Annotated in this window: 19 protein-coding genes and 1 riboswitch; of the genes, 7 read left to right on the top strand and 12 right to left on the bottom strand. The window is 38.5% G+C overall.

The window, feature by feature from the left end; all coding sequences use genetic code 11:
- Nucleotides 1–132: 132 nt before the first annotated feature.
- Nucleotides 133–564 carry an SRPBCC family protein gene (locus ACLCDL_RS10910; protein ID WP_423148330.1) on the bottom strand — a complete coding sequence of 144 codons (432 nt, stop codon included), beginning with the start codon at nucleotides 562–564 and terminating at the stop codon, nucleotides 133–135.
- Between the two features lie 51 nt (nucleotides 565–615).
- On the opposite strand from ACLCDL_RS10910, the gene ACLCDL_RS10915 reads away from it, so the two are divergent.
- Both ACLCDL_RS10915 and ACLCDL_RS10920 read left to right on the top strand, forming a co-directional pair.
- Entirely contained in the window at nucleotides 616–1,938 is a 1,323-nt protein-coding gene (locus ACLCDL_RS10915; protein WP_423148331.1) for a peptidoglycan DD-metalloendopeptidase family protein, read from the top strand.
- A gap of 10 nt (nucleotides 1,939–1,948) precedes the next feature.
- Entirely contained in the window at nucleotides 1,949–2,191 is a 243-nt protein-coding gene (locus tag ACLCDL_RS10920; RefSeq protein WP_423148332.1) for a hypothetical protein, read from the top strand.
- 111 nt (nucleotides 2,192–2,302) lie between these two features.
- Here ACLCDL_RS10920 and ACLCDL_RS10925 read toward each other — a convergent pair whose 3' ends face one another.
- Nucleotides 2,303–2,593, bottom strand: a complete 291-nt coding sequence (locus ACLCDL_RS10925; protein WP_423148333.1) for a hypothetical protein — start codon at nucleotides 2,591–2,593, stop codon at nucleotides 2,303–2,305.
- 34 nt (nucleotides 2,594–2,627) lie between these two features.
- A complete protein-coding gene (locus ACLCDL_RS10930; RefSeq protein WP_423148334.1) occupies nucleotides 2,628–2,960 on the bottom strand; it encodes an OmpH/Skp family outer membrane protein in 333 nt (110 codons plus the stop codon).
- 116 nt (nucleotides 2,961–3,076) lie between these two features.
- Between ACLCDL_RS10930 and purU the strand changes: the two genes are divergently transcribed.
- Both purU and ACLCDL_RS10940 read left to right on the top strand, forming a co-directional pair.
- On the top strand, nucleotides 3,077–3,913 hold the full coding sequence (gene purU, locus ACLCDL_RS10935; protein WP_423148335.1) for a formyltetrahydrofolate deformylase: 837 nt from the start codon (nucleotides 3,077–3,079) through the stop codon (nucleotides 3,911–3,913).
- Between the two features lie 3 nt (nucleotides 3,914–3,916).
- Nucleotides 3,917–4,213 carry a hypothetical protein gene (locus ACLCDL_RS10940; protein ID WP_423148336.1) on the top strand — a complete coding sequence of 99 codons (297 nt, stop codon included), beginning with the start codon at nucleotides 3,917–3,919 and terminating at the stop codon, nucleotides 4,211–4,213.
- On the opposite strand, the gene ACLCDL_RS10945 is transcribed toward ACLCDL_RS10940, so the two are convergent.
- Together ACLCDL_RS10945 and ACLCDL_RS10950 are read right to left on the bottom strand one after the other, a co-directional pair.
- Entirely contained in the window at nucleotides 4,196–4,921 is a 726-nt protein-coding gene (locus ACLCDL_RS10945) for a DUF92 domain-containing protein (protein WP_423148337.1), read from the bottom strand. The two genes, ACLCDL_RS10940 and ACLCDL_RS10945, sit on opposite strands and share 18 nt — an antisense overlap.
- A gap of 159 nt (nucleotides 4,922–5,080) precedes the next feature.
- Nucleotides 5,081–6,328 carry a metallophosphoesterase gene (locus tag ACLCDL_RS10950; protein WP_423148338.1) on the bottom strand — a complete coding sequence of 416 codons (1,248 nt, stop codon included), beginning with the start codon at nucleotides 6,326–6,328 and terminating at the stop codon, nucleotides 5,081–5,083.
- A 136-nt stretch (nucleotides 6,329–6,464) separates the two neighbouring features.
- Between ACLCDL_RS10950 and htpG the strand changes: the two genes are divergently transcribed.
- The gene (htpG, locus tag ACLCDL_RS10955) at nucleotides 6,465–8,348 is read left to right on the top strand and encodes a molecular chaperone HtpG (protein WP_423148339.1); all 1,884 of its coding nucleotides are present in this window, start codon (nucleotides 6,465–6,467) and stop codon (nucleotides 8,346–8,348) included.
- A 58-nt stretch (nucleotides 8,349–8,406) separates the two neighbouring features.
- On the opposite strand, the gene ACLCDL_RS10960 is transcribed toward htpG, so the two are convergent.
- The 5 genes from ACLCDL_RS10960 to ACLCDL_RS10980 all read right to left on the bottom strand — a co-directional run bounded on the left by ACLCDL_RS10960 (nucleotide 8,407) and on the right by ACLCDL_RS10980 (nucleotide 16,537).
- Nucleotides 8,407–9,096, bottom strand: a complete 690-nt coding sequence (locus ACLCDL_RS10960) for an SIR2 family NAD-dependent protein deacylase (protein ID WP_423148340.1) — start codon at nucleotides 9,094–9,096, stop codon at nucleotides 8,407–8,409.
- A gap of 56 nt (nucleotides 9,097–9,152) precedes the next feature.
- A complete protein-coding gene (locus ACLCDL_RS10965) occupies nucleotides 9,153–9,842 on the bottom strand; it encodes a Dph6-related ATP pyrophosphatase (protein ID WP_423148341.1) in 690 nt (229 codons plus the stop codon).
- Between the two features lie 39 nt (nucleotides 9,843–9,881).
- The gene (locus ACLCDL_RS10970; RefSeq protein WP_423148342.1) at nucleotides 9,882–11,843 is read right to left on the bottom strand and encodes a TonB-dependent receptor plug domain-containing protein; all 1,962 of its coding nucleotides are present in this window, start codon (nucleotides 11,841–11,843) and stop codon (nucleotides 9,882–9,884) included.
- 272 nt (nucleotides 11,844–12,115) lie between these two features.
- Nucleotides 12,116–12,308: riboswitch (cobalamin riboswitch) on the bottom strand.
- Nucleotides 12,309–12,357: 49 nt separating this feature from the next.
- Nucleotides 12,358–14,967, bottom strand: coding sequence for a DNA mismatch repair protein MutS (gene mutS, locus ACLCDL_RS10975; RefSeq protein ID WP_423148343.1), 2,610 nt, complete (start codon nucleotides 14,965–14,967; stop codon nucleotides 12,358–12,360).
- A gap of 130 nt (nucleotides 14,968–15,097) precedes the next feature.
- Nucleotides 15,098–16,537 carry a tetratricopeptide repeat protein gene (locus ACLCDL_RS10980; protein ID WP_423148344.1) on the bottom strand — a complete coding sequence of 480 codons (1,440 nt, stop codon included), beginning with the start codon at nucleotides 16,535–16,537 and terminating at the stop codon, nucleotides 15,098–15,100.
- A gap of 157 nt (nucleotides 16,538–16,694) precedes the next feature.
- Here ACLCDL_RS10980 and ACLCDL_RS10985 point away from each other — a divergent pair, with 157 nt between their 5' ends.
- Complete coding sequence (locus ACLCDL_RS10985) at nucleotides 16,695–17,687, top strand: aldo/keto reductase (RefSeq protein WP_423148345.1); 993 nt, start codon at nucleotides 16,695–16,697, stop codon at nucleotides 17,685–17,687.
- Between the two features lie 52 nt (nucleotides 17,688–17,739).
- Here ACLCDL_RS10985 and ACLCDL_RS10990 read toward each other — a convergent pair whose 3' ends face one another.
- Nucleotides 17,740–18,486 carry a LytR/AlgR family response regulator transcription factor gene (locus tag ACLCDL_RS10990; protein ID WP_423148346.1) on the bottom strand — a complete coding sequence of 249 codons (747 nt, stop codon included), beginning with the start codon at nucleotides 18,484–18,486 and terminating at the stop codon, nucleotides 17,740–17,742.
- Nucleotides 18,483–19,376, bottom strand: a complete 894-nt coding sequence (locus ACLCDL_RS10995) for a sensor histidine kinase (RefSeq protein ID WP_423148347.1) — start codon at nucleotides 19,374–19,376, stop codon at nucleotides 18,483–18,485. Before ACLCDL_RS10995 ends, ACLCDL_RS10990 begins: the two co-directional genes overlap by 4 nt.
- Nucleotides 19,377–19,798: 422 nt before the next feature.
- On the opposite strand from ACLCDL_RS10995, the gene ACLCDL_RS11000 reads away from it, so the two are divergent.
- Nucleotides 19,799–22,360, top strand: a complete 2,562-nt coding sequence (locus ACLCDL_RS11000; protein WP_423148348.1) for a TonB-dependent receptor — start codon at nucleotides 19,799–19,801, stop codon at nucleotides 22,358–22,360.
- The last annotated feature ends 11 nt before the right edge of the window (nucleotides 22,361–22,371 follow it).

Below are 22,371 nucleotides of genomic sequence, written 5' to 3' on the forward strand. Positions count from 1 at the left end.
TAACCTTGTTTGATTAAAATTAATATTGATAAGGATTGACCGTAATAAAGAAACGCTTAACTATTTGAATATCTGATAAAAACCTTCTTACCTTCCTTCAACTCAAGTCAGAATCTTATCCCTTTATTGGAGTTAGTTTTCTACAAAACTCTTCAAAGAAGAACCAATAATGTAATTCCATCCTTCCATAAAACTTTCTTTTGCAAAATCGGGATTATCACGCGGAAAAGTATCTAAACCCTCGTGGGTAAGCTTCAGTTTTGTTTCATCTGGAGAATCTCCTTCAAACAGTTCGAATATTACCTCTGAATTTCCTTCATAGGTGTCGTAACGCCAGGTATGGGCTAGTTTTTCTTTTGGCACCACTGCTAATATTTTGCAGATATGGAGGTATTGTTTTTCTTCAGTTCCTCCGTAAAAACGGAACTCGAAACCAACTTCAGGCTTAAAGTCGGCGATATCAAAATACCATTGCTTCATTTGCTGACTATCAGTAAGAGCGTTCCATACTTTTTCCACAGGAGCATTGAAAGTCCGTTCAATTACAATTGGTTCATTTTCCATAGCAGATTTGAAAATAAAACTTTAAGAATTATATAAAGTTAAACTTTAAGAATGAAAAACTTGCAGATTTTACTAACATCAGGAATCGTATTACTTTTCGTGTTCTGTTTAAATTCATGTACCAGTTTAGTACCTGGTTTGTTTACTAAAAGGAGTCCGCATGAACAATACGCTCAAAAGCTGAAAGCTGCAAATTTGCTACAAACGGCCATGGGAAAAGCCTGGACACAGGAAGCAGTAAAAAGTATTTCGTCAGCCATCAGTATAACCTTACCCTACAAGGAAACGGGTTTTTTTGCAGCCGAGCGGGTGCAGGCGGCAGCATTTCGTTTTAAGGGAACACGCGGAGAAACGTTACTGATTACATTGGATAAAAATTCAGCAACCGATTTTAGGATATTTACAGACCTGCTAAAAGTACAAAACAACAATCCCAAACTTTTATCCTCTGCCGATACGTTAAGTAACAGATTAAGTTATGAAGTAAAGGAAACAGGCACCTATGTTCTGCGTTTGCAGCCAGAACTACTGGTTTCGGGATTATATACATTAACCATTACAACGGGTCCTTCGCTGAGTTTTCCGGTAAAAGGTGTAAAGAGAAGCAGTATTCAAAGCTTTTTTGGCGCCAGCCGGGATGAAGGCGTACGAAAGCATGAAGGTATTGATATTTTCGCTCCATTTCGTACTCCTGCAATAGCCGCAGCAAATGCCACTGTTTCCGTTACAACCAATAAACTGGGCGGAAAGGTTATTTTCCTGCATCCTGATAACAAAGATTATACGCTGTACTATGCGCATCTTGATTCTCAGCTGGTAAAACCGGGCAGCCGGGTAATAACCGGTGATACTATTGGTCTTGTTGGTAAAACCGGTAATGCCATACACACTTCTCCGCATCTTCATTTTGGAGTGTACACTTTTGGCGGTGCCATTGACCCGCTGCCTTTTGTAAATCCTGTAAAAAACAATCCGTTGCCCGTTCGGGGAGACACAACAATCTTGGGAAGATCTTCAAGAACAAAGTCTGAAAGCTCGATTTATACCGATCCGGATGCAAAAACAGTCCTCAAAACTTTACACGCAAATACTATCTTCAGAATCGATGCAGCCACTTCACGCTGGTATAAAAGTGTTTTACCTGACGGTACTACCGGATTTATAAGATACACGGTTGCAGAAAGCACGGAAAAACCGATAAAAAAAGTAAACATTTCAACAACAGCGGAATTATTAACAGAACCGGACACAAACGCCATTGCAAAAGACCTTTTGAAGACCGGAGAACCTGTGAATATAATTGGTAGCTACGGAGGATTTTATTTTATTACAAGTGGCGATAAAAATGGGTGGGTCAGGAATTTTAAACTTTAAGGATAAAGAAATGCAGATCGTAAAAATTACAATTCCCTACAGCGGAGAAATGAAGGAAGTTCAGATTCAGCCGGAAATATTTGAAGGAAAAAAAGCCTACAGAGTAGTATTTGACGATGGAGACGAAGAAATAATAGGCTTAGATGAAGCGGATGATTCGTGGGAACAATTGAACGGAGAAAATATGGATACAGACTTGGTTAACGAAATTGGTAAAGCTATTGAAGATACCGGTTCAGCCCCTTCTTCCTAAATAAAGGTAGCTATAACAGATTCTTTATAAGTTTTAAGAAAGAAAAGGGATATTCAAAAAACTGCACATACTCTTATAAAAAGCATGCTTGCTTTTTGAATATCCCTATTGCTATTTATTTCCGCGGCTTACAAATTTGTGAAAAGTGCTTGTTTCACCATCCGCTTTTTTATCCTGGTACAAAAAATCGAGATCTTTTTCTTCAAACTTTTCAAAGAAGTCATCCCACTCAATTTCTTCGAAACGATCATCGGCATCACTGTTTTTTGGAAAATGGATACGAAGCACACCTTCGTCATCGCCTCCTCCCGTTCCTTTAATTTTTGCTGGGATACCGCCCCGTTCTTCTGCCCATTCCTTTATTTTTTGATGATCATGGGTTTGATTTGATGAACTGCTCATAAATAGATGTTTTAGTATAAGTAGATAGATGTATTTATAAAAGAATTATCAACGCAAGTATTATAAGAAGAATAGCTCCTACCGATAGATAAACACCGCCGGATGTTACTGCCCTGGCTTCTTTTTTCAAATCCTGAAGTTCATTGCGCAAATCTTTACGTTGCTGGCGAGACATATTGGATCGGTCCATATCCCTGATTTCTTCTACACGATGCTTAATCTGCTGAATACGTGCCTCTCTTTGTTCTTCAGTTAATGTTTTTTCTGTAGCTACCCCGTTCTTAACTTTTAAATCGGTGGCCGAAGCATTAACAGATACAAAACCAACTATCATAGTAATCAGAACGATGTACAGGAATCTTTTCATATTCTTAAAGTTTAAGTTAATTTTCTTGATAAACAATAACTTTATTAAAAGTGTTTGCCTATTTAATTAGCAGGCATTGTTTTACTGAAATTTAAAATTGCCATTATATTTACAGCATGAATACATTGATACTGATACAGTGTTCGGATAAAGTAGGGCTTGTTGCACTTGTAACCCGCATTTTAGCCGAACATAATCTTAATATTACTGAAATGAGGGAATTTGTGGATGAAACCGCTTCTCTTTTTTTTACACGTATTGAATGCCAGGGGCTTGCTGAAAACCAGAATCTTCTTTTCCAGGAACTAAAAATAAAACTTCCTGAAAATGCGGTAATCAGCATCAATCCAAAAAAAGAAAAACGTGTTGCCCTGCTGGTAACTAAAGAATATCATTGCCTGGGCGATGCTTTAACCCGGCATTGCTTTAATAACCTGGGTGCAAATATCTGCTGCGTAATCGGCAACTATGAAACACTAAAATCATTTACCGAACGTTTTGATGTACCGTTCCATTATGTGGATCACCAGGAGAAATCAAAAGAACAATTTGAAGAGGAAATTTTACAGATTCTTGCTACTTATAATCCAGATTATTTAGTACTTGCAAAGTTTATGCGGATACTCTCGCCGCAATTTGTTGCAAATTATCCTTACCAGATTATAAATATCCATCACTCTTTTTTACCCGCTTTTGTTGGAGCGCATCCTTATCGTCAGGCTTTTCAAAGAGGTGTAAAACTTATTGGAGCTACCGCTCATTTTGTAACCAACGATTTGGATGAAGGACCGATAATTGCGCAGGAAATAACTCCGATTAATCACACATTCACGGTAAACGATATGGTTATTGCCGGTAAGGAAGTAGAAAAATCGGTTTTGAGTAAAGCTATGACACTTGTTTTTGAAGACCGGGTATTTGTAACAGGCAATAAAACAATCGTCTTTGAATAAAAAATGGAACTAACTGCATTTAAGGAAAGTTTATCAGGGAATAACCCGCCAGCTAACGCTTCTGTTTACCTTCAGGCTTTGTGGTACGATGCAAAAGATAACTGGAAGAAGGCCCACAGCCTAATTGAAAATCTGTCTGATAAAGATGCTGCCTGGATTCATGCTTATCTTCACAGAAAAGAAGGCGATACCTGGAATGCCGATTATTGGTACAACAGAGCCGCAAGGAAAAGGCCCTCAATTACGTTAGACCTGGAATGGGAACAATTATCAGACTACTTTTTAAGTAACCCTTTGTAAAATCTCAAATAATACCAGGGAAAGGATTGCAGCAAAAGCTGTGTTAAGAAAATTAACTGAATTGTTGTTCAAATAGCCTTTTCGCTGTAAAGAAGCACCTAATATTGAATCAAAAACATTACCGGCTAATCCTGAAATTGTTATAGTAAAAAAACTTTGGTTAAAACCTCGGAGAATTGAAAAGATACAAGCAATAATCAGCGCTCCTGCAAAACCAAAAAGTGTTCCTTCTGTGCTTATAACTCCGTCCAGCCCTCGCTTATCTTTTTTAAAGCTGATACTGTTGTAAAAATTTTTGCCATACACATTTCCCATTTCGGATGATAAAGTATCAGCTGTTGCAGAAGCAAAACTGGCTGCTATCATTAATTCAAACAATTGTCGTTCTGCCGTAAGAATTAAGGAAAGAAGTCCGACTATTCCTGCAGCTCCGGCGTTTGCCAACACTTGCGACGTTGTCCTTCTTCCTTCGTTTTTTTCAACCAGAAAAAGCTGTTCTTTCTTTTTTATTTTCCAGGAAGTTGCAACGGAACCAAATACAAAAAATGCAGCAAGCATTGCAATGCCGGTAAAACCAGCACCGGCGAAAATACAAATTGCCACAATCCCACCTGTTAAGGCAGCTGGCAGGGTAAGTTTTTGCGTTTTAACACTCAGGAATATTCCGACGGAAAGAATGAGCAGAAGGAATAAATAAGCATAAGGCATAATCAAAGTAAATGCTTTTATCCCAAAATATTTAACATTTATCTCTTCGCGTTTAACATTATTTAACTAAAAAATTGTATCACCCTGTATTATATTTACTGAGTAATTTTTCTTCAATATTTTTTTTTAAAAAGGGCTCTGAATGGAGCTCTTTTTAGTTTAAGCAGTTTTTTTCAATGTAATAACCGTTATTTCCGGCCAGATTCCGATTCTGCCGGAAAATCCTAAAAAACCAAATCCACGATTTACATTTAATACGCGGCCATTCTCCATTGCAATTCCTGCCCAGTTTGGATAGCGATATTTTACAGGACTCCATTTGAATCCGAAAATTTCAATTCCAAACTGCATTCCATGGGTATGGCCAGAAAGAGTAAGATGAACCTTAACAGGATAATTCTTTACTTGTGCATCCCAATGAGACGGATCGTGCGAAAGAAGCACTTTAAAAGCAGATGGATCAATTCCATTCAGCGCTTTACGAAGATCCCCCCTTTGTCCAAAACCCAGACCCCAGTTTTCTACACCCAATAATGCTATTTTTTGCCCTCCTTTTTCAACAATAACATGCTCGTCCAGCAGTAACCTGAAGCCGATTTGCTGATGATATCTTTTTAGCTCCGCAAGGTTTTTCTGTTTCTCTTCATTGTTGTGCCAAGGCACATAATCGCCATAATCATGATTCCCCAGAATGGAAAATTGTCCCAAGGGAGATTTTATCTGGGAGAACTGTTCAATCCAGGGAATAATCTCTTTAGCCTTATTATTTACAAGATCGCCGGTAAAAACAAATACATCAGATTTTTGGGCTTTGATGAGATTTATTCCTTTTTGTACTTCCTTTTTGTTATCCAGCCCACCTGCATGGACATCAGAGATTTGTGTGATGGTAAAATTGTGAAAGTTCCCGGGCAGGTCTTTAAAGTATAAAGTATGCCGGTGCACCTTGTAATGATATTTCCCCCTGGTAACACCAAAAAGAAAGGAAAAGAAAGGTATGGCTGCAAGTAAGAAAGTTATCTCAGTTAGAAGTAAAGATCGCTGAGGCAATTGAAAGCCATTTCCACTTGAATAGTAACTAACAGCACCTACAATAACCCGACCTGTATCCTGCAAAAAAAGAAAGAAAATAAAAACAAGTTTGGTTACAAACAGCGTTAAAAAAGCGTTGAATACAGTATTAAACAGCAAAGTGAATTCGCGGGCGGGAAACAAGCGATAAAAAAGATAAATGAATAAAAAAACCAGTCCGGAAGATATAACCCAAAAGCTTGTATGAATTATTTGCTGTAATCCTGCCGATAGAGATGCTGTTATTACTTTTATTCCCTCAAACACATATAGGTCAGTTAAAAAGGAAATCAATAGGAGCGCAATAAAAGGCGCAATATTTATTTTGTTTCGCATATACTTAATACTGACGGTTTAGAGCCTGAAAAATTTCATTTTGTTACCTACCCGTTTACTGGCGCTGACAATTTGACAAAAAAAGGACTTTTGGAACAGCTGTTGAGCAGAAAGGAAAAACATCAATTTAAAGACTATGCAAGAGAAAGGAACTATATCAATTCACACCGAAAACATCTTCCCGATAATTAAAAAATTTCTCTACTCCGACCACGAGATCTTTCTTCGGGAATTAGTTTCTAATGCGGTAGATGCCACACAAAAAATAAAGCGTCTATCATCTTTAGGGAAATATCAGGGTGAACTTGGCAATCTGATGGTTGAAGTCGCTTTTGATGAGAACAAAAAAACACTCACTATCTCTGATCGCGGAATAGGAATGACCGCTGAAGAAATAAAAAAATACATCAACCAGATTGCCTTTTCTGGTGCTACAGAATTTGTTGAGAAGTTTAAAGACGCAAAGGATGCGAATGAACTGATCGGAAAATTTGGATTAGGCTTTTATTCCGCATTTATGGTTGCCGATAAAGTGGAAATAAAAACGCTTTCTTACCAGGAAGGTTCTGAACCGGCCCGATGGATTTGTGATGGAAGTACTGAATTTGAAATCACGGAAGGAAGCCGAACCGAAAGAGGTACAGACATCATCTTATACATAAATCAGGATTCCGAGGAGTTCTTGTCGAAATTTAAATTGCAGGAAATACTGGATAAATATTGCAAATTCTTGCCCGTGCCAATTAAGTTGGGAACAAAAACAGAAGAAATCCCTGCCGGTGAAGACGAAGAAGGAAAACCAAAATACGACTCGGTTGAGGTTGATAATATCATCAATAATACCAATCCGATATGGACTAAATCTCCTGCAGATTTAAAGGACGAAGATTATCTTGCTTTTTATAAAGAGCTTTATCCTTTCTCGGAAGATCCTCTTTTCTGGATACACCTGAACGTAGATTATCCCTTCAATTTAACCGGAGTTCTTTATTTCCCTAAAGTGAAAAATGATTTCGAACTGCAGAGAAATAAAATCAAGTTATTCTCCCGTCAGGTATTTATTACAGATGAAGTAAAAGATATTGTTCCGGAATTTTTGATGCTTCTGCATGGGGTTATTGATTCTCCGGACATCCCGTTAAATGTTTCGAGAAGCTTTTTACAGGCCGACAGTAATGTTAAAAAAATCAACAATTACATCACCAAGAAAGTTGCTGATAAGTTAGCTGAACTATTTAAAAAAGACCGCAAATCTTTTGAGGAAAAATGGCAGGATATTGGGCTGTTTGTAAAATATGGAATTATAAGCGAAGATAAATTTTATGATAAGGCTAAAGAATTTGCTTTACTAACTAATACCAGTAAACAGCATTTTACACTCGAAGAGTATAAAGACAAAGTTAAGGATCATCAGACCGATAAAGACGGAACGCTGGTTTACCTTTACACAACCGACGCGGCTAAACAGGATGCATTCATCCAGTCTGCTCATAAAAAAGATTACGATGTCCTGCTGATGGACTCTCCTATTGATAACCATTTCATCAGCCATTTGGAACAGAAATTAGAGAAAACATCTTTAAAAAGAGTGGATTCAGACGTTATAGATAAACTGATCAGGAAAGACGATAATCCTGCACATGCGTTAACTGAAGAGCAAACCGAAAAAGTAAAAACGATCTTTGAAAAGGCGATACAAAAGCCAAATATGAAAGTGGAGATCGAAAGTCTTAATCCGGATGAATTGCCCGTAAGTGTAACGATGGATGAGTTTATGCGCCGGATGAAAGACATGGCTCAGATGGGTGGAGGAATGAGTTTTTACGGTGCTTTCCCTGAAAATTATAAGGTTGCTGTCAACGGAAACCATCCTTTGATCAATAAAATTCTTCAGGCTGAAGGAGAAGAAACTCAATCGCAGCTCGCGAAACAAGCATTCGACCTTGCCTTACTATCGCAGGGAATGTTAACCGGTGCTGAACTTACAGCATTTGTAAAAAGAAGTGTAGAACTGATATAAAATAAGCAAATTATTTAAGAGACCCACTGTCCAGTGGGTCTTCTTATTTTTTAACATTTCATATTCGTTCCAGAAGTTCCTTCACCAGTTTTGGAACACCGATGGTGGCTTTTTCACGAATTGCTGTAAGGTTCTTAACCTTTAAATCAGGAGTAGCTGGATCAACTAAAAATTTTTCGGCATCGTGAGGAACAAAGTCTATCAGGCCGGCTGCCGGATAGACCGCCAGAGAAGTTCCGATAACAATAAAAATATTCGCTTCAGCAGCTATTTGTGCAGCTTTTTCTATCATCGGCACCGGCTCGCCAAACCAAACCACATGAGGGCGAAGTTGGGAGCCTAATTCACACTTCTCACCCATTTTTATTTCATCGCCTTCCATTAAATAAGTAAGATTTGGATTTTTACTTGATTGAGATCTGGTTATTATTCCATGCAAATGAATAATATTTGATGATCCTGCCCTTTCGTGCAAATCATCTATATTCTGTGTTACAATAACTACCTCGTATTTCTTTTCCAATTCCGCCAATGCGATATGTGCTGCATTTGGCGAAGCGGCCAGCACATCCTTCCGGCGCATGTTGTAAAAATCCTGAACCAGAGCCGGATTGCTTATCCATGCCTCTGGCGTTGCAACTTCATAAACATCGTAGCCTTCCCATAATCCATCCGAATCACGGAAAGTTTTTAAACCACTTTCAGCAGAGATTCCAGCGCCGGTTAGCACTACAATTTTTGGCTTCATAAAGTTTATTGTTCAAAATATTTTTATACATAAGGATGGAAACTTGCAACCAAGGATTAATACAGATCAAGATACCAAAAACCTGCTTTTTTATCTCTATCTAATGATAACTGACGGTATTCTTTATTTCCGGTTTTAAAATTAACAGGCTTCTTAAACACAGGCCCGTCAAAACAAAAAGTATGAAATTCTCCATTTTCTCCGCAGGGATCTATCCCTTCCGGCAAATCAAGTAAAAAACGTTCATTTAATTCCCTGCCGAGCCAACTATCGTCTAAATAAAGGTTACTTGTGCAGCAAATAATTGTTTTAAATCCCGAAGCTAAAAAATCAGCTAAGTATTGCCGCGTATCTCTCTTCCATAAAGGAAAAATAGCAGAAAGACCCTTTTGTTTTAACAGGTCTTCCCTGTATTGCTTCAGGTCTTCTAAAAAAATATCTCCAAAAATTACAAATTCAATTCCCTCTGCTTTCAGTCGTAACAACATTTTATTCAATTCCTTTTCATACAACTGATTTGAAGAACCGGCCGGAACATACATTTTATAAAGAGGCAAGCCAGTCTCTTCTGCTTGTTTATCCAGTAAATATTCCCGGATGCCATGCATAGAAATACGTTTATATTCCTCAGAAAGAGTGGTAACAAGGCAAGCAACCCTGATTTCCGGATAATGCTTCTGTACCAGGTACAGAGCAAATGCCGAATCTTTACCACCGCTCCAGAACAATGCTGCGTTTTTTTTCATAACAAAAAAGCGGAAATTTTTTATTCCCGCTAAATAAGATTATTGAATAGTATACCTTATTCCCGCATTAAAATTCCTGCCTCTTGTATTATAGCCCTGCCATTCCACATATTTTTCATCCAGCAGATTTTTTACATCAATAAATAAAGTAAGTCTGCGGGTAGGAATAATTTGCAGATAAGCATCAAGCAAAGAGAAAGAACGTTGGGTTAATATGTCTGTTTTAAAAGTGGTATTGTTATAAAACGGATCGGAACGTTCTCCCGTATATTTATAAATCAGGTTCAGCGAAAGCGCTTTGTTAAAGCTATAGCCAGCATTGGCTCCAAAAGAATTTTTAGGCCGGCGGTACAAATATTCAGTCACAGCTCCTGTTGCATCTTTTCCTTCGCCTTCAACATAGGCATACCAGGCATTAAAGGATAATTTCTCGGTGGGATTGGTATTCAACTCCAGCTCAAAGCCTTTATCTTTTTGCGAATTACCGGTTCGGTATTGCGAAGCAAAAGTGACGGGGTCTGAATAAAAATAAATCAGGTCTGTAATATCCCTTTTAAAGAAAGAAGCTGTAAACGTAACTTTTGAAACAATTAATTCCAGATCCAGTCCACCCTCGTATGAAGTGGACTTTTCAGGCTTTAAATCCTGATTTCCGTATTGTGAATACAGTTGATAAAGGCTTGGAACTTTATAAGCAGAAGCTAAACTGGCGAATATTTTATAGCGGTTTACTATAACGTAAGATGGATTTATGGTATAAGTGTAATTATTGCCATACTCCGAATGATTATTATATCGACCCCCCAGTTCGAAATTAAAGCCTGCTTTATTGTGGAAAAACAAACTTGCAAAACCGCTGAAAATCGAGTTGTTTGCAGAGTCTGAAGATAAATAGGAATTATAAGGTCCAAAATCGCTTAATGATTCATACACCTGGTCAGATTTTGTATCCCGGTAATTCAAGCCTGCTGTCAAATCCAGATTCTCAACTAACTGCTGATTCAGTACAGCTTCTGAATATGTTATTTTTCCGGTATTCCGTTGCTTTGCACTTCCATTGTCACCGCCACCAGCCAGGTTAATGAAATTATTCCACACGTTATTCTGATTAACATTAACGTTTAAAACCCCTTTTCGCAGATTGTATTTCAGATTTAGGCCACCAAAGAGAAAGGTATTTTTACCGGTATAATTGGCGTCATCAGTAAAAGCTCCGGCATCCAGATCAAACTTATTTTGAGTTAGTTGCAGATTGGCACTTAAACTTAATCTATCAGTTAATTCCTGATTTATTCGGGAGTTTAAAGCGAGCTGGTTTAGGCCATCTTTATCGAAACTACTATTTCCTGTAGCGTCTTTTGCAATAGAAAACCCGTCGGTAGCAGTGTTGCTGAAATTTACCGCGATGCCTGTTTTATTTTTCGTTCCGTTTAAACCAATTGCTTCCTTATGTGAGCCATAATTTCCGGCGGAAAGAAGAACATCCGCATTCAGTTTATCTGCAGAAGGTTTTTTAGTAATGATGTTAATTACTCCCGCTACTGCATCCGAACCATATAAGGTTGAATTAACTCCACGTAAAATTTCAACCCGTTCTATCTGGTCGATAGCAAAAGAACTGATATCGTATTCGGAAGTAATACCTGATGAATTATTAACGGGAATGCCGTCAATCAAAATAAGTGTGTAACCAGCAGCGGCTCCGCGTGTGTATACGGAGATATTGGAACCAAAACCACCTCCGCTACCAGAAAGTGTAAGTCCCGCAACATTATTTAAAACCTCCGGCAGGGTTCTCCCCTGACTTTGCAGCAATTGTTTCGAATTTATAACACGCACAACACGGCCAATTTCTGATTGTTTTCTTGGCGACCGTGATGCCGTAACCACAACTTCGTCTAAGGAATGAGCATTTTTTTCCTGTGCTAAAGCGGAACTTGCAAAAAGAATAACCGGAATAAGCACAGTGCTTGCAATAATTTGAATGTAAGTTTGTTTCATCTAATATTTGTTTTTTTGATGTGATGAGACCTTCTGAGTATGCTGCAACTACCGGATTCAATTCCGATTTATCGACTGCCTGCTCATCGTAGTCCCATCTGATAAATTTTGTTGAAATAAAACATCCTTGCACTGCATAATTTTCCGGATTAATTATAAAACAGCTCCGTGATTCTCTATTTCACTTTTATAATTCAGGCAATAAAAAGATGAAAAATCAAAAATGAGAATACAGCGAAGTATTACCATTCAAGCTTCAATCCCCGAAAGCCGAATTATTAATGTGCCTGGCAGGTCTTCTGACTTACTCCCGGTTACTTGCCTTCCCATTTGCTTAAGCAAACAGTGGCTTTGAATTAGTAACCGTTGCGGAGAACACAGCAGCGGGTCTGTTCATGATTTTCACATGATTCCCTTTTAATCCTATCGGCGAAGCCGACGAGAACCAAAGCGCTGCAAATGTATAATAGATTAATTGAATTTACAACAGGTTGATTTCAGGAAAGAAAGCGGTTTATCCTTTTAGTAATCGCTGAATATCGTCCAGTTTCATTAAGGCTTCAACAGGCGTCAGGGTGTTGACGTCGAGGTTATTTAACAAATCTCTTACTTTAACCAGCACTGGATCTTCTATCGAAAACATTTGGAGTTGATAGGCTTGCTGCTGCACTTTTTTAATGCTGTCTTTTATATGTTCACCGCCTGTTCGCTCCTGTTCAAGCCGCTTCAGTATCTCATTGGCCCGATGAATAAGCTTGGGTGGCATGCCTGCCATTTTTGCTACGTGTATTCCGAAGCTGTGTTCACTTCCACCCGGAACTAATTTTCTAAGAAATATCACCTTATTGCCTACTTCTTTTACCGATACGTTGAAGTTTTTAATACGGTTAAAAGAATTACACAGTTCATTGAGTTCGTGATAATGCGTTGCAAAAAGTGTTTTTGCTTTAGCTGTTGAATGATTATGTAAAAATTCGGCAATGGCCCAGGCAATGGAAATACCATCGTATGTACTTGTTCCCCTGCCAATTTCATCCAGAAGGATAAGACTTTTATCTGAAATGTTATTTAAAATACTGGCGGTTTCGTTCATTTCTACCATAAAAGTAGATTCGCCGGACGATAAATTATCCGAAGCGCCAACGCGTGTAAATATTTTATCCACTAAGCCAATGGTGGCAACTTTTGCAGGAACAAAACAACCCATCTGCGCCATTAAAACTATCAAACCGGTTTGCCTTAACAAAGCTGATTTACCTGCCATATTGGGGCCGGTAATAATAATTATCTGCTGGGTTTCACTGTCCAGGTAAACATCATTTGTGATGTATTCTTCGCCTGCAGGCAGTTTCTTTTCGATAACCGGATGCCGCCCGCCTTTAATGTCTATTGCATTACCTTCGTTAATTTCCGGTTTTACATAATAGTTTTTTATAGCAAGCGTGGCAAAACACAACAACACATCCAGTTGCGCAATCAGCTGGGCATTTAACTGGATCGGTTTAATGTATTCCGATAACTGGTAAACAAGTTCGTTATAGAGTTTCGTTTCAAGAGCTAAGATTTTTTCTTCTGCGCCCAGTATCTGCTCTTCATATTCTTTTAACTCTGGAGTAATATAACGCTCAGCGTTTACGAGTGTTTGCTTCCGTATCCAATCGGCAGGAACCTTATCTTTGTGTGAGTTAGTTACTTCCAGATAATATCCAAAAACATTATTAAAAGCAACTTTAAGCGACGGTATTCCGGTAACTTCAGCTTCCCGCTTCTGAATTTCTACCAGATAGCCTTTACCGCCAAAAGCAATTTTTCGTAAACGGTCAAGTTCTTCATTTACGCCTTCTGCAATTACGTTTCCCTTTATCACCAGTGCCGGCGGTTCAACATGAAGTTCTTTTTCTATTTTTTCGCGGATAATTGCGCATGGATTTATCTGTTCGGCGATGATTTGAAGTGCAGTACTATCGGCTTCGGAGCATATTTTTTTAATATTATCCAAAGCAAATAAGGCTCTTTTTAGCTGGCACACTTCGCGTGGATTTGCTTTTTGCAAACCTATTTTTGAAATCAAGCGCTCCAGGTCGCCAATCTGCTTAATTTCATGCAATAAATTTTCTCTCAGTTCTTCCTGCTGCACGAAAAAATCTACCACATCCAAACGGTCCTGAATGGGTTTCTTTTCTTTTAAAGGCATCACGATCCAGCGGCGCAGCATACGCGCTCCCATAGGTGAGCAGGTCTGATCAAGAACATCTACCAAAGTAACGGCGTTCTCATTCGATGAAACTATAAGTTCAAGGTTACGAATGGTAAACCGATCCAGCCACATGAAACGGTCTTCTTCAATTCGTGCTATGGAAGAAATATGCTGAAGATTGCGATGTTCCGTTTCGTTCAGATAATGCAAAGCAACACCGGCTGCGGTAACAGCAACCGGTAAGCGATCTACCCCAAAACCTTTAAGGGAAGTTACTTCAAAGTGTTTCAGTAAAGTTTCATACGCATAATCCCCGCTGTATGCCCATTCATCCAGGCAATAAGTATAAAAGCGGTCGCCAAAAGTTTCTGTAAAATCACGGTGGCGGCTTTTAGGGAAAATAACTTCGGTAGGCTTAAAGCTTTGTAAAAGTTTATCTATATAATCTGAACTTCCCTGTGCTGTTAAAAACTCCCCGGTAGAAATATCTAAAAAAGCTACTCCTATAGTATTTTTTTCAAAGAAAACAGAAGCCAGGTAATTGTTGGACTTTTGCTGAAGAATATTGTCGCTGTAAGAAACACCCGGAGTTACAAGTTCTGTCACTCCGCGTTTTACAATGGTTTTTACTGATTTCGGATCTTCCAGCTGATCGCAGATAGCCACACGTTGCCCTGCTCTTACCAGTTTGGGTAAATAAGTTTCTAAAGAATGATGGGGAAAACCAGCCAGCTCAATGTGTGAGGCAGAACCGTTTGCCCGTTTGGTTAATACGATACCCAGAATTCCTGCAGCTTTTACTGCATCTTCGCCAAAAGTTTCATAAAAATCGCCCACCCTGAACAACAACAATGCACCCGGATATTTCGCCTTGATGGTGTTATATTGTTGCATTAATGGAGTTTCTTTAGTCGCAGTCTTTGCCAATCTTAATCTTCTTAAAAGTCTGTAAAGTTAATTTATTGACTTGTTTTTGCTCTAAGTGTGGAAAAAATGAATTACTGTGGAATACTGGAAATCCAATGAGCAGAGAGGTTGTAATTATGATTGCTGAAAACTAATTCTGAACCTTATCAGTTGCAAGAACGTACAGCAATTTCTGTTCTTTAAAAGTATTAAGTAAACTCATAGCAGTTTTCCGTTGAGCTGCAATTGTTTTATTATATGTTCCTTTAAGCTTTGCAGATCTTCGCTTAGCCTCATTCGCAAACTTTGTTTTACCCTGTTTCTTAAAGTAATCCATATATGCTTCTTCAAGATACAGGGATAGTTGAACAGAAGATTTTTTATTTAAAGAAGTTTGAGCTTTTCTGAAATCTCCCAAAGCAAGACCAAAATCACCGATAGCACTTTTCACTCTGCCCAGGTTTACCAGCGAGTTAAACATCGATTCCTTTTTATTAAGTTGCTTTGCGAGTGTGTTTTGTTGTATAAAAAACCATTTTGCTTCCGAATTCCGGCCTTGATCATAATACAGCTTGCCCAGTAATTCAAAACAATACATTCTCCCTGAATTATTCTCGACATAACTATACAACGGAAGCGCTTTTTTTAGCAGAATAGTTTCCGTTTCTGATAAATTACCTTGTGCATAATAAACTTTAGCAAGAGTAAGATAAGCAGGTGCAAGACTATCGGGATTAACTGCAGTGGAGAACTCGTTAACAGCAAATAGAGCATATTTAAGTGCAGAATCAAACTGATTTCTTTGTAATAACACTTGCGACAGTTGCCTTGAAAAAGATCCGTAACCCGTATAATCTGGCGCAATAAGACGACGAGTGAGCGCAATTCGGTAATATTTTTCCGCTTCATCCCAAACCTTGTACCTGGTGCAATACCTTGCCAGTAAATTCAGAATTTCCAGTTGTATTTTTGTATTTCCAACGCCTTCGCTGTAATTCAAAGCAATTTTTGCCTTTAGTATTGCTTCTTTTTCCCTGTCTATTGCCAGTAAATAGGGGATATCTTTAACATCCTGCTCGAGGCGTTTCTGCCTTGAAGCTTTTACAATGCTGACTTTTCCCATCCATACATGCTGATTGCCAGACATCGGGTTTAACTTTGTTGCAGTATAGGGCTGCATGGTTTTAAAAATATAGGAAACTGACGGATCGTATTTTGTAAGCTTCGCTTTTTCTTTTTTTGTTGCTTTGCCTGATTGTGTTTTTTTTGTTTTAGATAATGAACTTACAGGTTTTGATTTAACAGCAGCTGCGGCTTTTTTTGATTTTACTGCTGAGATGGTATCTGTACTTTTAACAGGAGTCTTTTTAACAGAAGTGGTACTACTTTTTTTCTTTGAGTTGATACCAGAGTCAGTTTGGCTTTTATCTTTTACTACGCTCCTAGAAGAATCCACAGTTTTCTTCTCAGGCTTAGAATTCTTTTTAGTTATCGTTTGTGAGGATTTAGCCGAAACGTTGTCTTTTTCCTGCGCTTTAAGAGTTAGTGCGGATATAGAAAATAGAATAAGAAATAAACAGCGTCTTTTCATGCGGGAATATAATCAGTCAGGAACATTTTACTTACCATAAACCTAAACCTCTGGCATTTGTTTCACAAGGTTGCACAACATATGTGAAGAGGATCTAAAGTTTTATAAACTATTATACTTTCTTTGTTATTTATAACGTAGCAAAAGCCATTTACTTATGAAATACAGAAATTTAGGCAGTAACGGGCCAAAAGTATCCGCAATTGGATTAGGTTGTATGGGAATGAGTGATTTCTACGGTGAAAGAAATGATCAGGAATCTATAGCTACCATTCACCATGCTTTAGAGGCGGGGATTAATTTCCTGGATACCGCCGACATGTATGGGCCATACACCAATGAAGAACTTGTAGGACGCGCTATAAAAGGAAAACGCGACCAGGTTTTTATAGCTACAAAGTTTGGTATTGTTCGTACTCCGGATGATCCGGCAGCACGGGGAATTAACGGAAGTCCGGAATATATTAAAAAATCAATTGAAGGAAGTTTGAAACGATTGGGAGTTGAAATTATAGATTTATATTACCAACACCGGGTAGACCCAAAAGTACCGATAGAAGAAACGATAGGTGCCATGGCCGATCTGGTAAAAGAAGGTAAAATCCGTTTTCTGGGATTATCAGAGGCTTCTGCTCATACCATCGAGCGGGCACATAAAACCCACCCAATAACAGCTGTTCAGACTGAATATTCTTTATGGACCCGGGATCCTGAACAGAACAGTGTTCTTTCGACCTGTAAAAGCCTGGAAATAGGATTTGTTCCTTACAGCCCTTTAGGACGTGGTTTCCTCACAGGTGCTATTATCAAACCAGAGGATTTTGATGAAAACGACTACAGGAGGCACAGTCCGCGTTTTCAGGGAGATAACTTTGAAAAAAATCTGCAGCTGGTAGAAAAGATAAAATCTTTTGCGGAACAAAAGAACTGTACTCCTTCACAATTAGCATTGGCCTGGGTTTTAGCACAGGGAGAAGAAATTGTGCCCATTCCGGGAACAAAACGCCGGAAATACCTGGATGAAAATATTCTTGCTGTTGAAATCTCTCTTTCTCAGGACGAGCTATCGGAAATAAGTGCCATTTTTCCGCCTGATATTGCTGCTGGTACCCGGTACCCGGAACAAATGATGAAAACAATAAACGGATAATGAAAGAGGCTGTTTGAATGGTTTAGAGCCAATCTCGTAGCCTCTTTTAATTTTACATCCACCGACTTAAAAAGCTGTTAAAATTCTCCTTATACTGATCTGTAACCGGAATTGTGGTGTTTCCTATTTGTACGGTATTACGCGTAACAGACCTGATCTTGTTAAGAGCCACAATAAAGGAGCGGTGAATGCGCATGAATTTTTTATCCGGAAGCTTCTCTTCCAGCGCTTTTAAACTGGTAAGTGATAACAGTGGTTTCTCGCTGCTTTCAAGATGAACTTTAACATAATCCTTTAGTCCTTCAATATAAAGTATATCATTTAACGCAACTTTAATTAATTGATACTCTACTTTCAGAAACAAATAATCTTCTTCCTGCTTTTCATTATCAGCAGAAACTGCATCATTTTTAGAATTAGTAAGCAGTTCTGCATACGCAAGGGCTTTATTTGCCGCTCTCGAAAAATCTACATAACTGAATGGTTTAAGCAAATAATCAAGCGCATCTACCTTGTAACCCTCCATCGCAAACTGGTCAAAAGCAGTAGTAAACACTATTCTGGGGCCGGCTCCAGGCTTGCCCTTATCTAATACTCTGGCCAGTTCAATTCCGCTTAAGTCTGGCATCCGTATGTCCAGGAATATAAGATCGACAGGCGAGTTATGAATCACCTTCAATGCTTCAACAGCGCTTGAATATCTTCCTGTTAATTCCAGAAAAGGAGTTTGCTCAATATACGTGCAGATCAACCCTAAGGCTAACGGCTCATCGTCAACAGCTATGCATTTTAATTTCATGCCATGTTTAAATTTAATTGAACTACAAATTCATTCGCTGCAATATCTTCTGTTACTTTCAATTCATATTGCCCGGGGTATATCAGATCGAGGCGTCGTTTGGTATTGTTTACTCCTATCCCGTTACTTTCTTCCATAATGCCTCCTTTTTCCGAAAGCAATGAATTTCTGACTTCTATCATCAGAAGATTTCCCTGTTGTTTTATCTCCACGTACACTTTACTTTCTTCAACTGCACTTACTCCGTGTTTAAATGCATTCTCTATGAAGGGAAGAATAAGCATGGGGGCAATTTGCACATCTTTAAGCGGCGATGGCGAGATAAAAGTAACTTTAACTTTTTCAGTTAAACGCAACTGCATCAGGTCAATATAATCTTTAATAAACGCAATCTCTTTGCTGAGTAAGGTTGTTCCTGATTGTGTTTCGTACAAAACATAACGCATCATGTGCGAGAGCGTATACAAAGCATCGCGGGCAAGTTCAACATTGGCAATAGTAAGCGCATAAATGCTGTGCAGCGTATTGAAAAAGAAATGAGGATTTATCTGCGCTTTTAAAAATGACAACTCGGAAGTTGTTTTCTCTTTTTCAAGACTTAACCTCAGCTCGGTATCACGCTGCAGTTTCTGAAAAACAGTGACACTGGTGCTGATTCCAACCATCAGCATCGTAATAATAACAAGTACAAAATCAAATGCATGATCTGACTTTTTTGATTGAGAAGGTTTTGCATGGGGATGAAAAGTCCGCTCCATTAATTCTGGCAGATTTAAGGAAGACTCAGCTAACCTGTTAACAGCTATCGAACCAACAATCATTATTAATACAAAGAAGATATAGGGCCATACTTTATCTTTAAAAAGAAGTTTCGGCACCAGTAATTTCATATTAAGGTAGAAAGCTCCGGTCCACAAACAGAACAAAATTACCTGCCGTATCCAAAACTGTACCGGTAATGATACCTGCCAGGCAAGTGGCTGGCACAATAACAGCATAAGTCCAAGTATTACCAGTATGTGTATGAGGATTGAAAGTCTGTGCTTTTTTGGGAAAACCGTCATCTAAGGTTAAATATATATAACAAACTTAATACATACGTTTTAATTTATAAGCCCTGATATACGGGCGGTAGGAGAATGCCGATAGGAGCTGTAATTTCATCTATGAAAACGCCTGATTACATATAAAATTCAGTCAATAACGCTTTAACGTCTAAATCTTCTTATCTGTCGGCGTTCCCTGCTGCTTAGTCTATTTAATTTTATATAGTCAGAAAATAGGATTTGTTTTGAGCATAATTTTATTAAAAATGAAACCCAAATCAATCCCTTTGCTCAATTTTAAATTTAACCGATTTGCAAATATTTATTTAAGAATCTTCCTGTGTATCGCAGCAGTCTTTCTGTTTACAGATAGCCATGCACAGGTACCAATGCAACAACGAAGCCCTTCTATCATCGGGACAATATCGGGTACTGTAATAGATTCAGTAAGCGGTAAACCCCTGGATTATGCAACAGTAACCTTATTCAGAGAAAACGGGAAAGCGCCTTTAAATGGTGGCTTGACAGATGAAAAAGGGGAATTTAAAATCTCAAATGTTAGCACAGGAAACTATAAATTAACGATTACATTTATCGGATATCCTACAAAAACCATTACCGGAGTAACTACTACCCTTTCAAAACCGGATCATAATTTAGGTTCTATTGTTTTATCTCCGGGCGCTAATACGCTGAATGCGGTAGTGGTAACAGGCGAGACTCCTATTATTGAAAACAAGATCGACAAACTTGTTTTTAATGCTGAAAAAGATGTAACTACAACTGGTGGAAACGCCAGTGATGTATTAAGAAAGGTTCCGATGCTTTCGGTAGATATGGATGGAAATGTTTCGCTTCGTGGAAGTCAGAATGTTAAAATCCTGATAAACGGAAAGCCCTCAGGAGCTCTTTCAAGCAATGTTGCTGATGTATTAAAATCAATGCCGGCAGACCAGATAAAAAACGTTGAAGTTGTAACATCGCCTTCCGCTAAATACGATGCAGAAGGATCTGCCGGAATAATCAATATCGTAACCAAGAAGAAGAATGTTTCGGGTGTAAGCGGTTCGGTAAGCGGTGGACTTGGCACCCGCCAGAATAATGGTAATTTTAATATCAATCTTAATAAAAACCGGTTAAGTTTATCGGCGAATTTAGGTGTGAACAGCGGATGGCCACAGACGACTAATACAACATTAAGCAGTCAGAATACCGCATTAGGAAGCAGCTCTTCCTCTATTGGCACTAACCAATCGAAACGCCTGTTCAATATGGGTTCGGCTTCTTTAGGTTATGATTTCAATAACTACAACAGTGTATCTTCTTCCATCAGTCTTCGTGGCGGTTCTTTCCGCAATGACGGAAGTTCTGTAAGCAGCAATACGACGCCGGAAACCGGTTTTATAGAATACAGTGCAATTAATAGCAACCACTTTGCATTAAATAGTTTCGACTGGAATTCTGATTATACTCACAAGTTTAAAAAAGAAGGAGAAGAACTTACGCTGGCAGGCCAATGGAGCCATAGTAAAGTAAATATTGATTATACTTCGAGATATACAGGCTTTGCTCAAGACCAGGATGCAAGCAACGACGGAAAAAACGATGAATATACCGTGCAGCTCGATTATGCCTTGCCACTTAATAAAGTGTTAAAATTAGAAGCTGGTACCAAGGGAATCTTTAGGAATATCAGCAGTATCTCTAACTTTTATAACCCAAACGAAGTGGGTGAATATGTATTAAATCCCCTGACATCAAATCAGTACGATTATAATCAAAATGTTTATTCAGGATATGGTGTATTAAGTGCTAATTTTAAAAATGGATACGGAATACAAGTTGGAGGACGTTTAGAGAACACAGAGATTGAAGGAAATTTTGTTAACAGCAGCAACGGATCACCTTTTAAAAACACCTATAATAATTTTATCCCAAGCTTTGCTGTTTCAAAAAAGATTGATAATTCTCAAACTGTTAAATTGAGCTATAGTAAACGGATCCAGCGCCCAAGTTTGCAATTCTTAAATCCGTTCCGAAATACAAGCGACCCGCTTAACCAAAGTGAAGGTAATCCTGAACTTTCTCCTGAAGTATCGCAAAGTGTAGAGTTTAATTACTCAACCTTTATTAAAGGATCTGTTATCAACGCGTCTGTTTACTACAGACACACCGATAATATAATTGAAAGCTACATAACTACTATTCCTTATACAACGGTTGACAATGAGGGTAATTCTGTTACCAGAAATGTGTCTTTAACCAATTTTGGAAATATTGGCCAGAATAATTCCATTGGTTCCAGCATATTCGGTTCGGTTACATTGAAAAAGATTATTACCTTAAGAGGAAGTGTAAATCTGTTTACCTATAAGCCGGAAACTTCAGGTACTTATACACAGACAAACGATAATACATATTTGCAATACAATGTTTTTTTGAGCGGTGGAGTTAAGCTACCAAGCGGTTTCGCAGCCGAAACTTTCATGATTCAAAATTCTCCACGCAGAACTTTCCAGGGAGTAAATCCTTCCTTTAACTTATGGACGATCGGATTGAAAAAGGAGATCTTAAAGAAAAAGGGTAGTATCGGTTTGAACATTGTTGAACCGTTTAATGACCGGAAAAACTTTACAACCAACATCAACAGCGGTACGCTTACACAATTCAATCAGTTCTCGGTTCCGTTCAGATCTGTGGGTGTTAATTTCAGCTGGAGCTTTGGTAAGATGAATTTTAATCAGCAGATGCCTAAAAAGAAACGGGGCATCAATAACGACGACCTTAAACAGGGTGACAATAACGGCCAGGGTATGCAGGGCCAGTAATTGTGGGTTTA

Source organism: Rubrilithobacter danxiaensis (assembly GCF_047272945.1).
Lineage (GTDB): Bacteria > Bacteroidota > Bacteroidia > Sphingobacteriales > Sphingobacteriaceae > Rubrolithibacter > Rubrolithibacter danxiaensis.

What these genes read in the sequence shown, in the direction of transcription:
- ACLCDL_RS10910 (WP_423148330.1), bottom strand. Translation starts at nt 564, where the DNA reads ATGGAAAATGAACCAATTGTAATTGAACGGACTTTCAATGCTCCTGTG.
- ACLCDL_RS10970 (WP_423148342.1), bottom strand. Translation starts at nt 11,843, where the DNA reads ATGAAACAAACTTACATTCAAATTATTGCAAGCACTGTGCTTATTCCG.
- purU (WP_423148335.1), top strand. Translation starts at nt 3,077, where the DNA reads ATGAATACATTGATACTGATACAGTGTTCGGATAAAGTAGGGCTTGTT.
- ACLCDL_RS10985 (WP_423148345.1), top strand. Translation starts at nt 16,695, where the DNA reads ATGAAATACAGAAATTTAGGCAGTAACGGGCCAAAAGTATCCGCAATT.
- ACLCDL_RS10915 (WP_423148331.1), top strand. Translation starts at nt 616, where the DNA reads ATGAAAAACTTGCAGATTTTACTAACATCAGGAATCGTATTACTTTTC.
- ACLCDL_RS10960 (WP_423148340.1), bottom strand. Translation starts at nt 9,096, where the DNA reads ATGAAGCCAAAAATTGTAGTGCTAACCGGCGCTGGAATCTCTGCTGAA.
- ACLCDL_RS10920 (WP_423148332.1), top strand. Translation starts at nt 1,949, where the DNA reads ATGCAGATCGTAAAAATTACAATTCCCTACAGCGGAGAAATGAAGGAA.
- ACLCDL_RS10930 (WP_423148334.1), bottom strand. Translation starts at nt 2,960, where the DNA reads ATGAAAAGATTCCTGTACATCGTTCTGATTACTATGATAGTTGGTTTT.
- ACLCDL_RS10965 (WP_423148341.1), bottom strand. Translation starts at nt 9,842, where the DNA reads ATGAAAAAAAACGCAGCATTGTTCTGGAGCGGTGGTAAAGATTCGGCA.
- ACLCDL_RS10980 (WP_423148344.1), bottom strand. Translation starts at nt 16,537, where the DNA reads ATGAAAAGACGCTGTTTATTTCTTATTCTATTTTCTATATCCGCACTA.
- ACLCDL_RS11000 (WP_423148348.1), top strand. Translation starts at nt 19,799, where the DNA reads ATGAAACCCAAATCAATCCCTTTGCTCAATTTTAAATTTAACCGATTT.
- htpG (WP_423148339.1), top strand. Translation starts at nt 6,465, where the DNA reads ATGCAAGAGAAAGGAACTATATCAATTCACACCGAAAACATCTTCCCG.
- ACLCDL_RS10925 (WP_423148333.1), bottom strand. Translation starts at nt 2,593, where the DNA reads ATGAGCAGTTCATCAAATCAAACCCATGATCATCAAAAAATAAAGGAA.
- ACLCDL_RS10950 (WP_423148338.1), bottom strand. Translation starts at nt 6,328, where the DNA reads ATGCGAAACAAAATAAATATTGCGCCTTTTATTGCGCTCCTATTGATT.
- ACLCDL_RS10990 (WP_423148346.1), bottom strand. Translation starts at nt 18,486, where the DNA reads ATGAAATTAAAATGCATAGCTGTTGACGATGAGCCGTTAGCCTTAGGG.
- ACLCDL_RS10940 (WP_423148336.1), top strand. Translation starts at nt 3,917, where the DNA reads ATGGAACTAACTGCATTTAAGGAAAGTTTATCAGGGAATAACCCGCCA.
- ACLCDL_RS10945 (WP_423148337.1), bottom strand. Translation starts at nt 4,921, where the DNA reads ATGCCTTATGCTTATTTATTCCTTCTGCTCATTCTTTCCGTCGGAATA.
- ACLCDL_RS10995 (WP_423148347.1), bottom strand. Translation starts at nt 19,376, where the DNA reads ATGAAATTACTGGTGCCGAAACTTCTTTTTAAAGATAAAGTATGGCCC.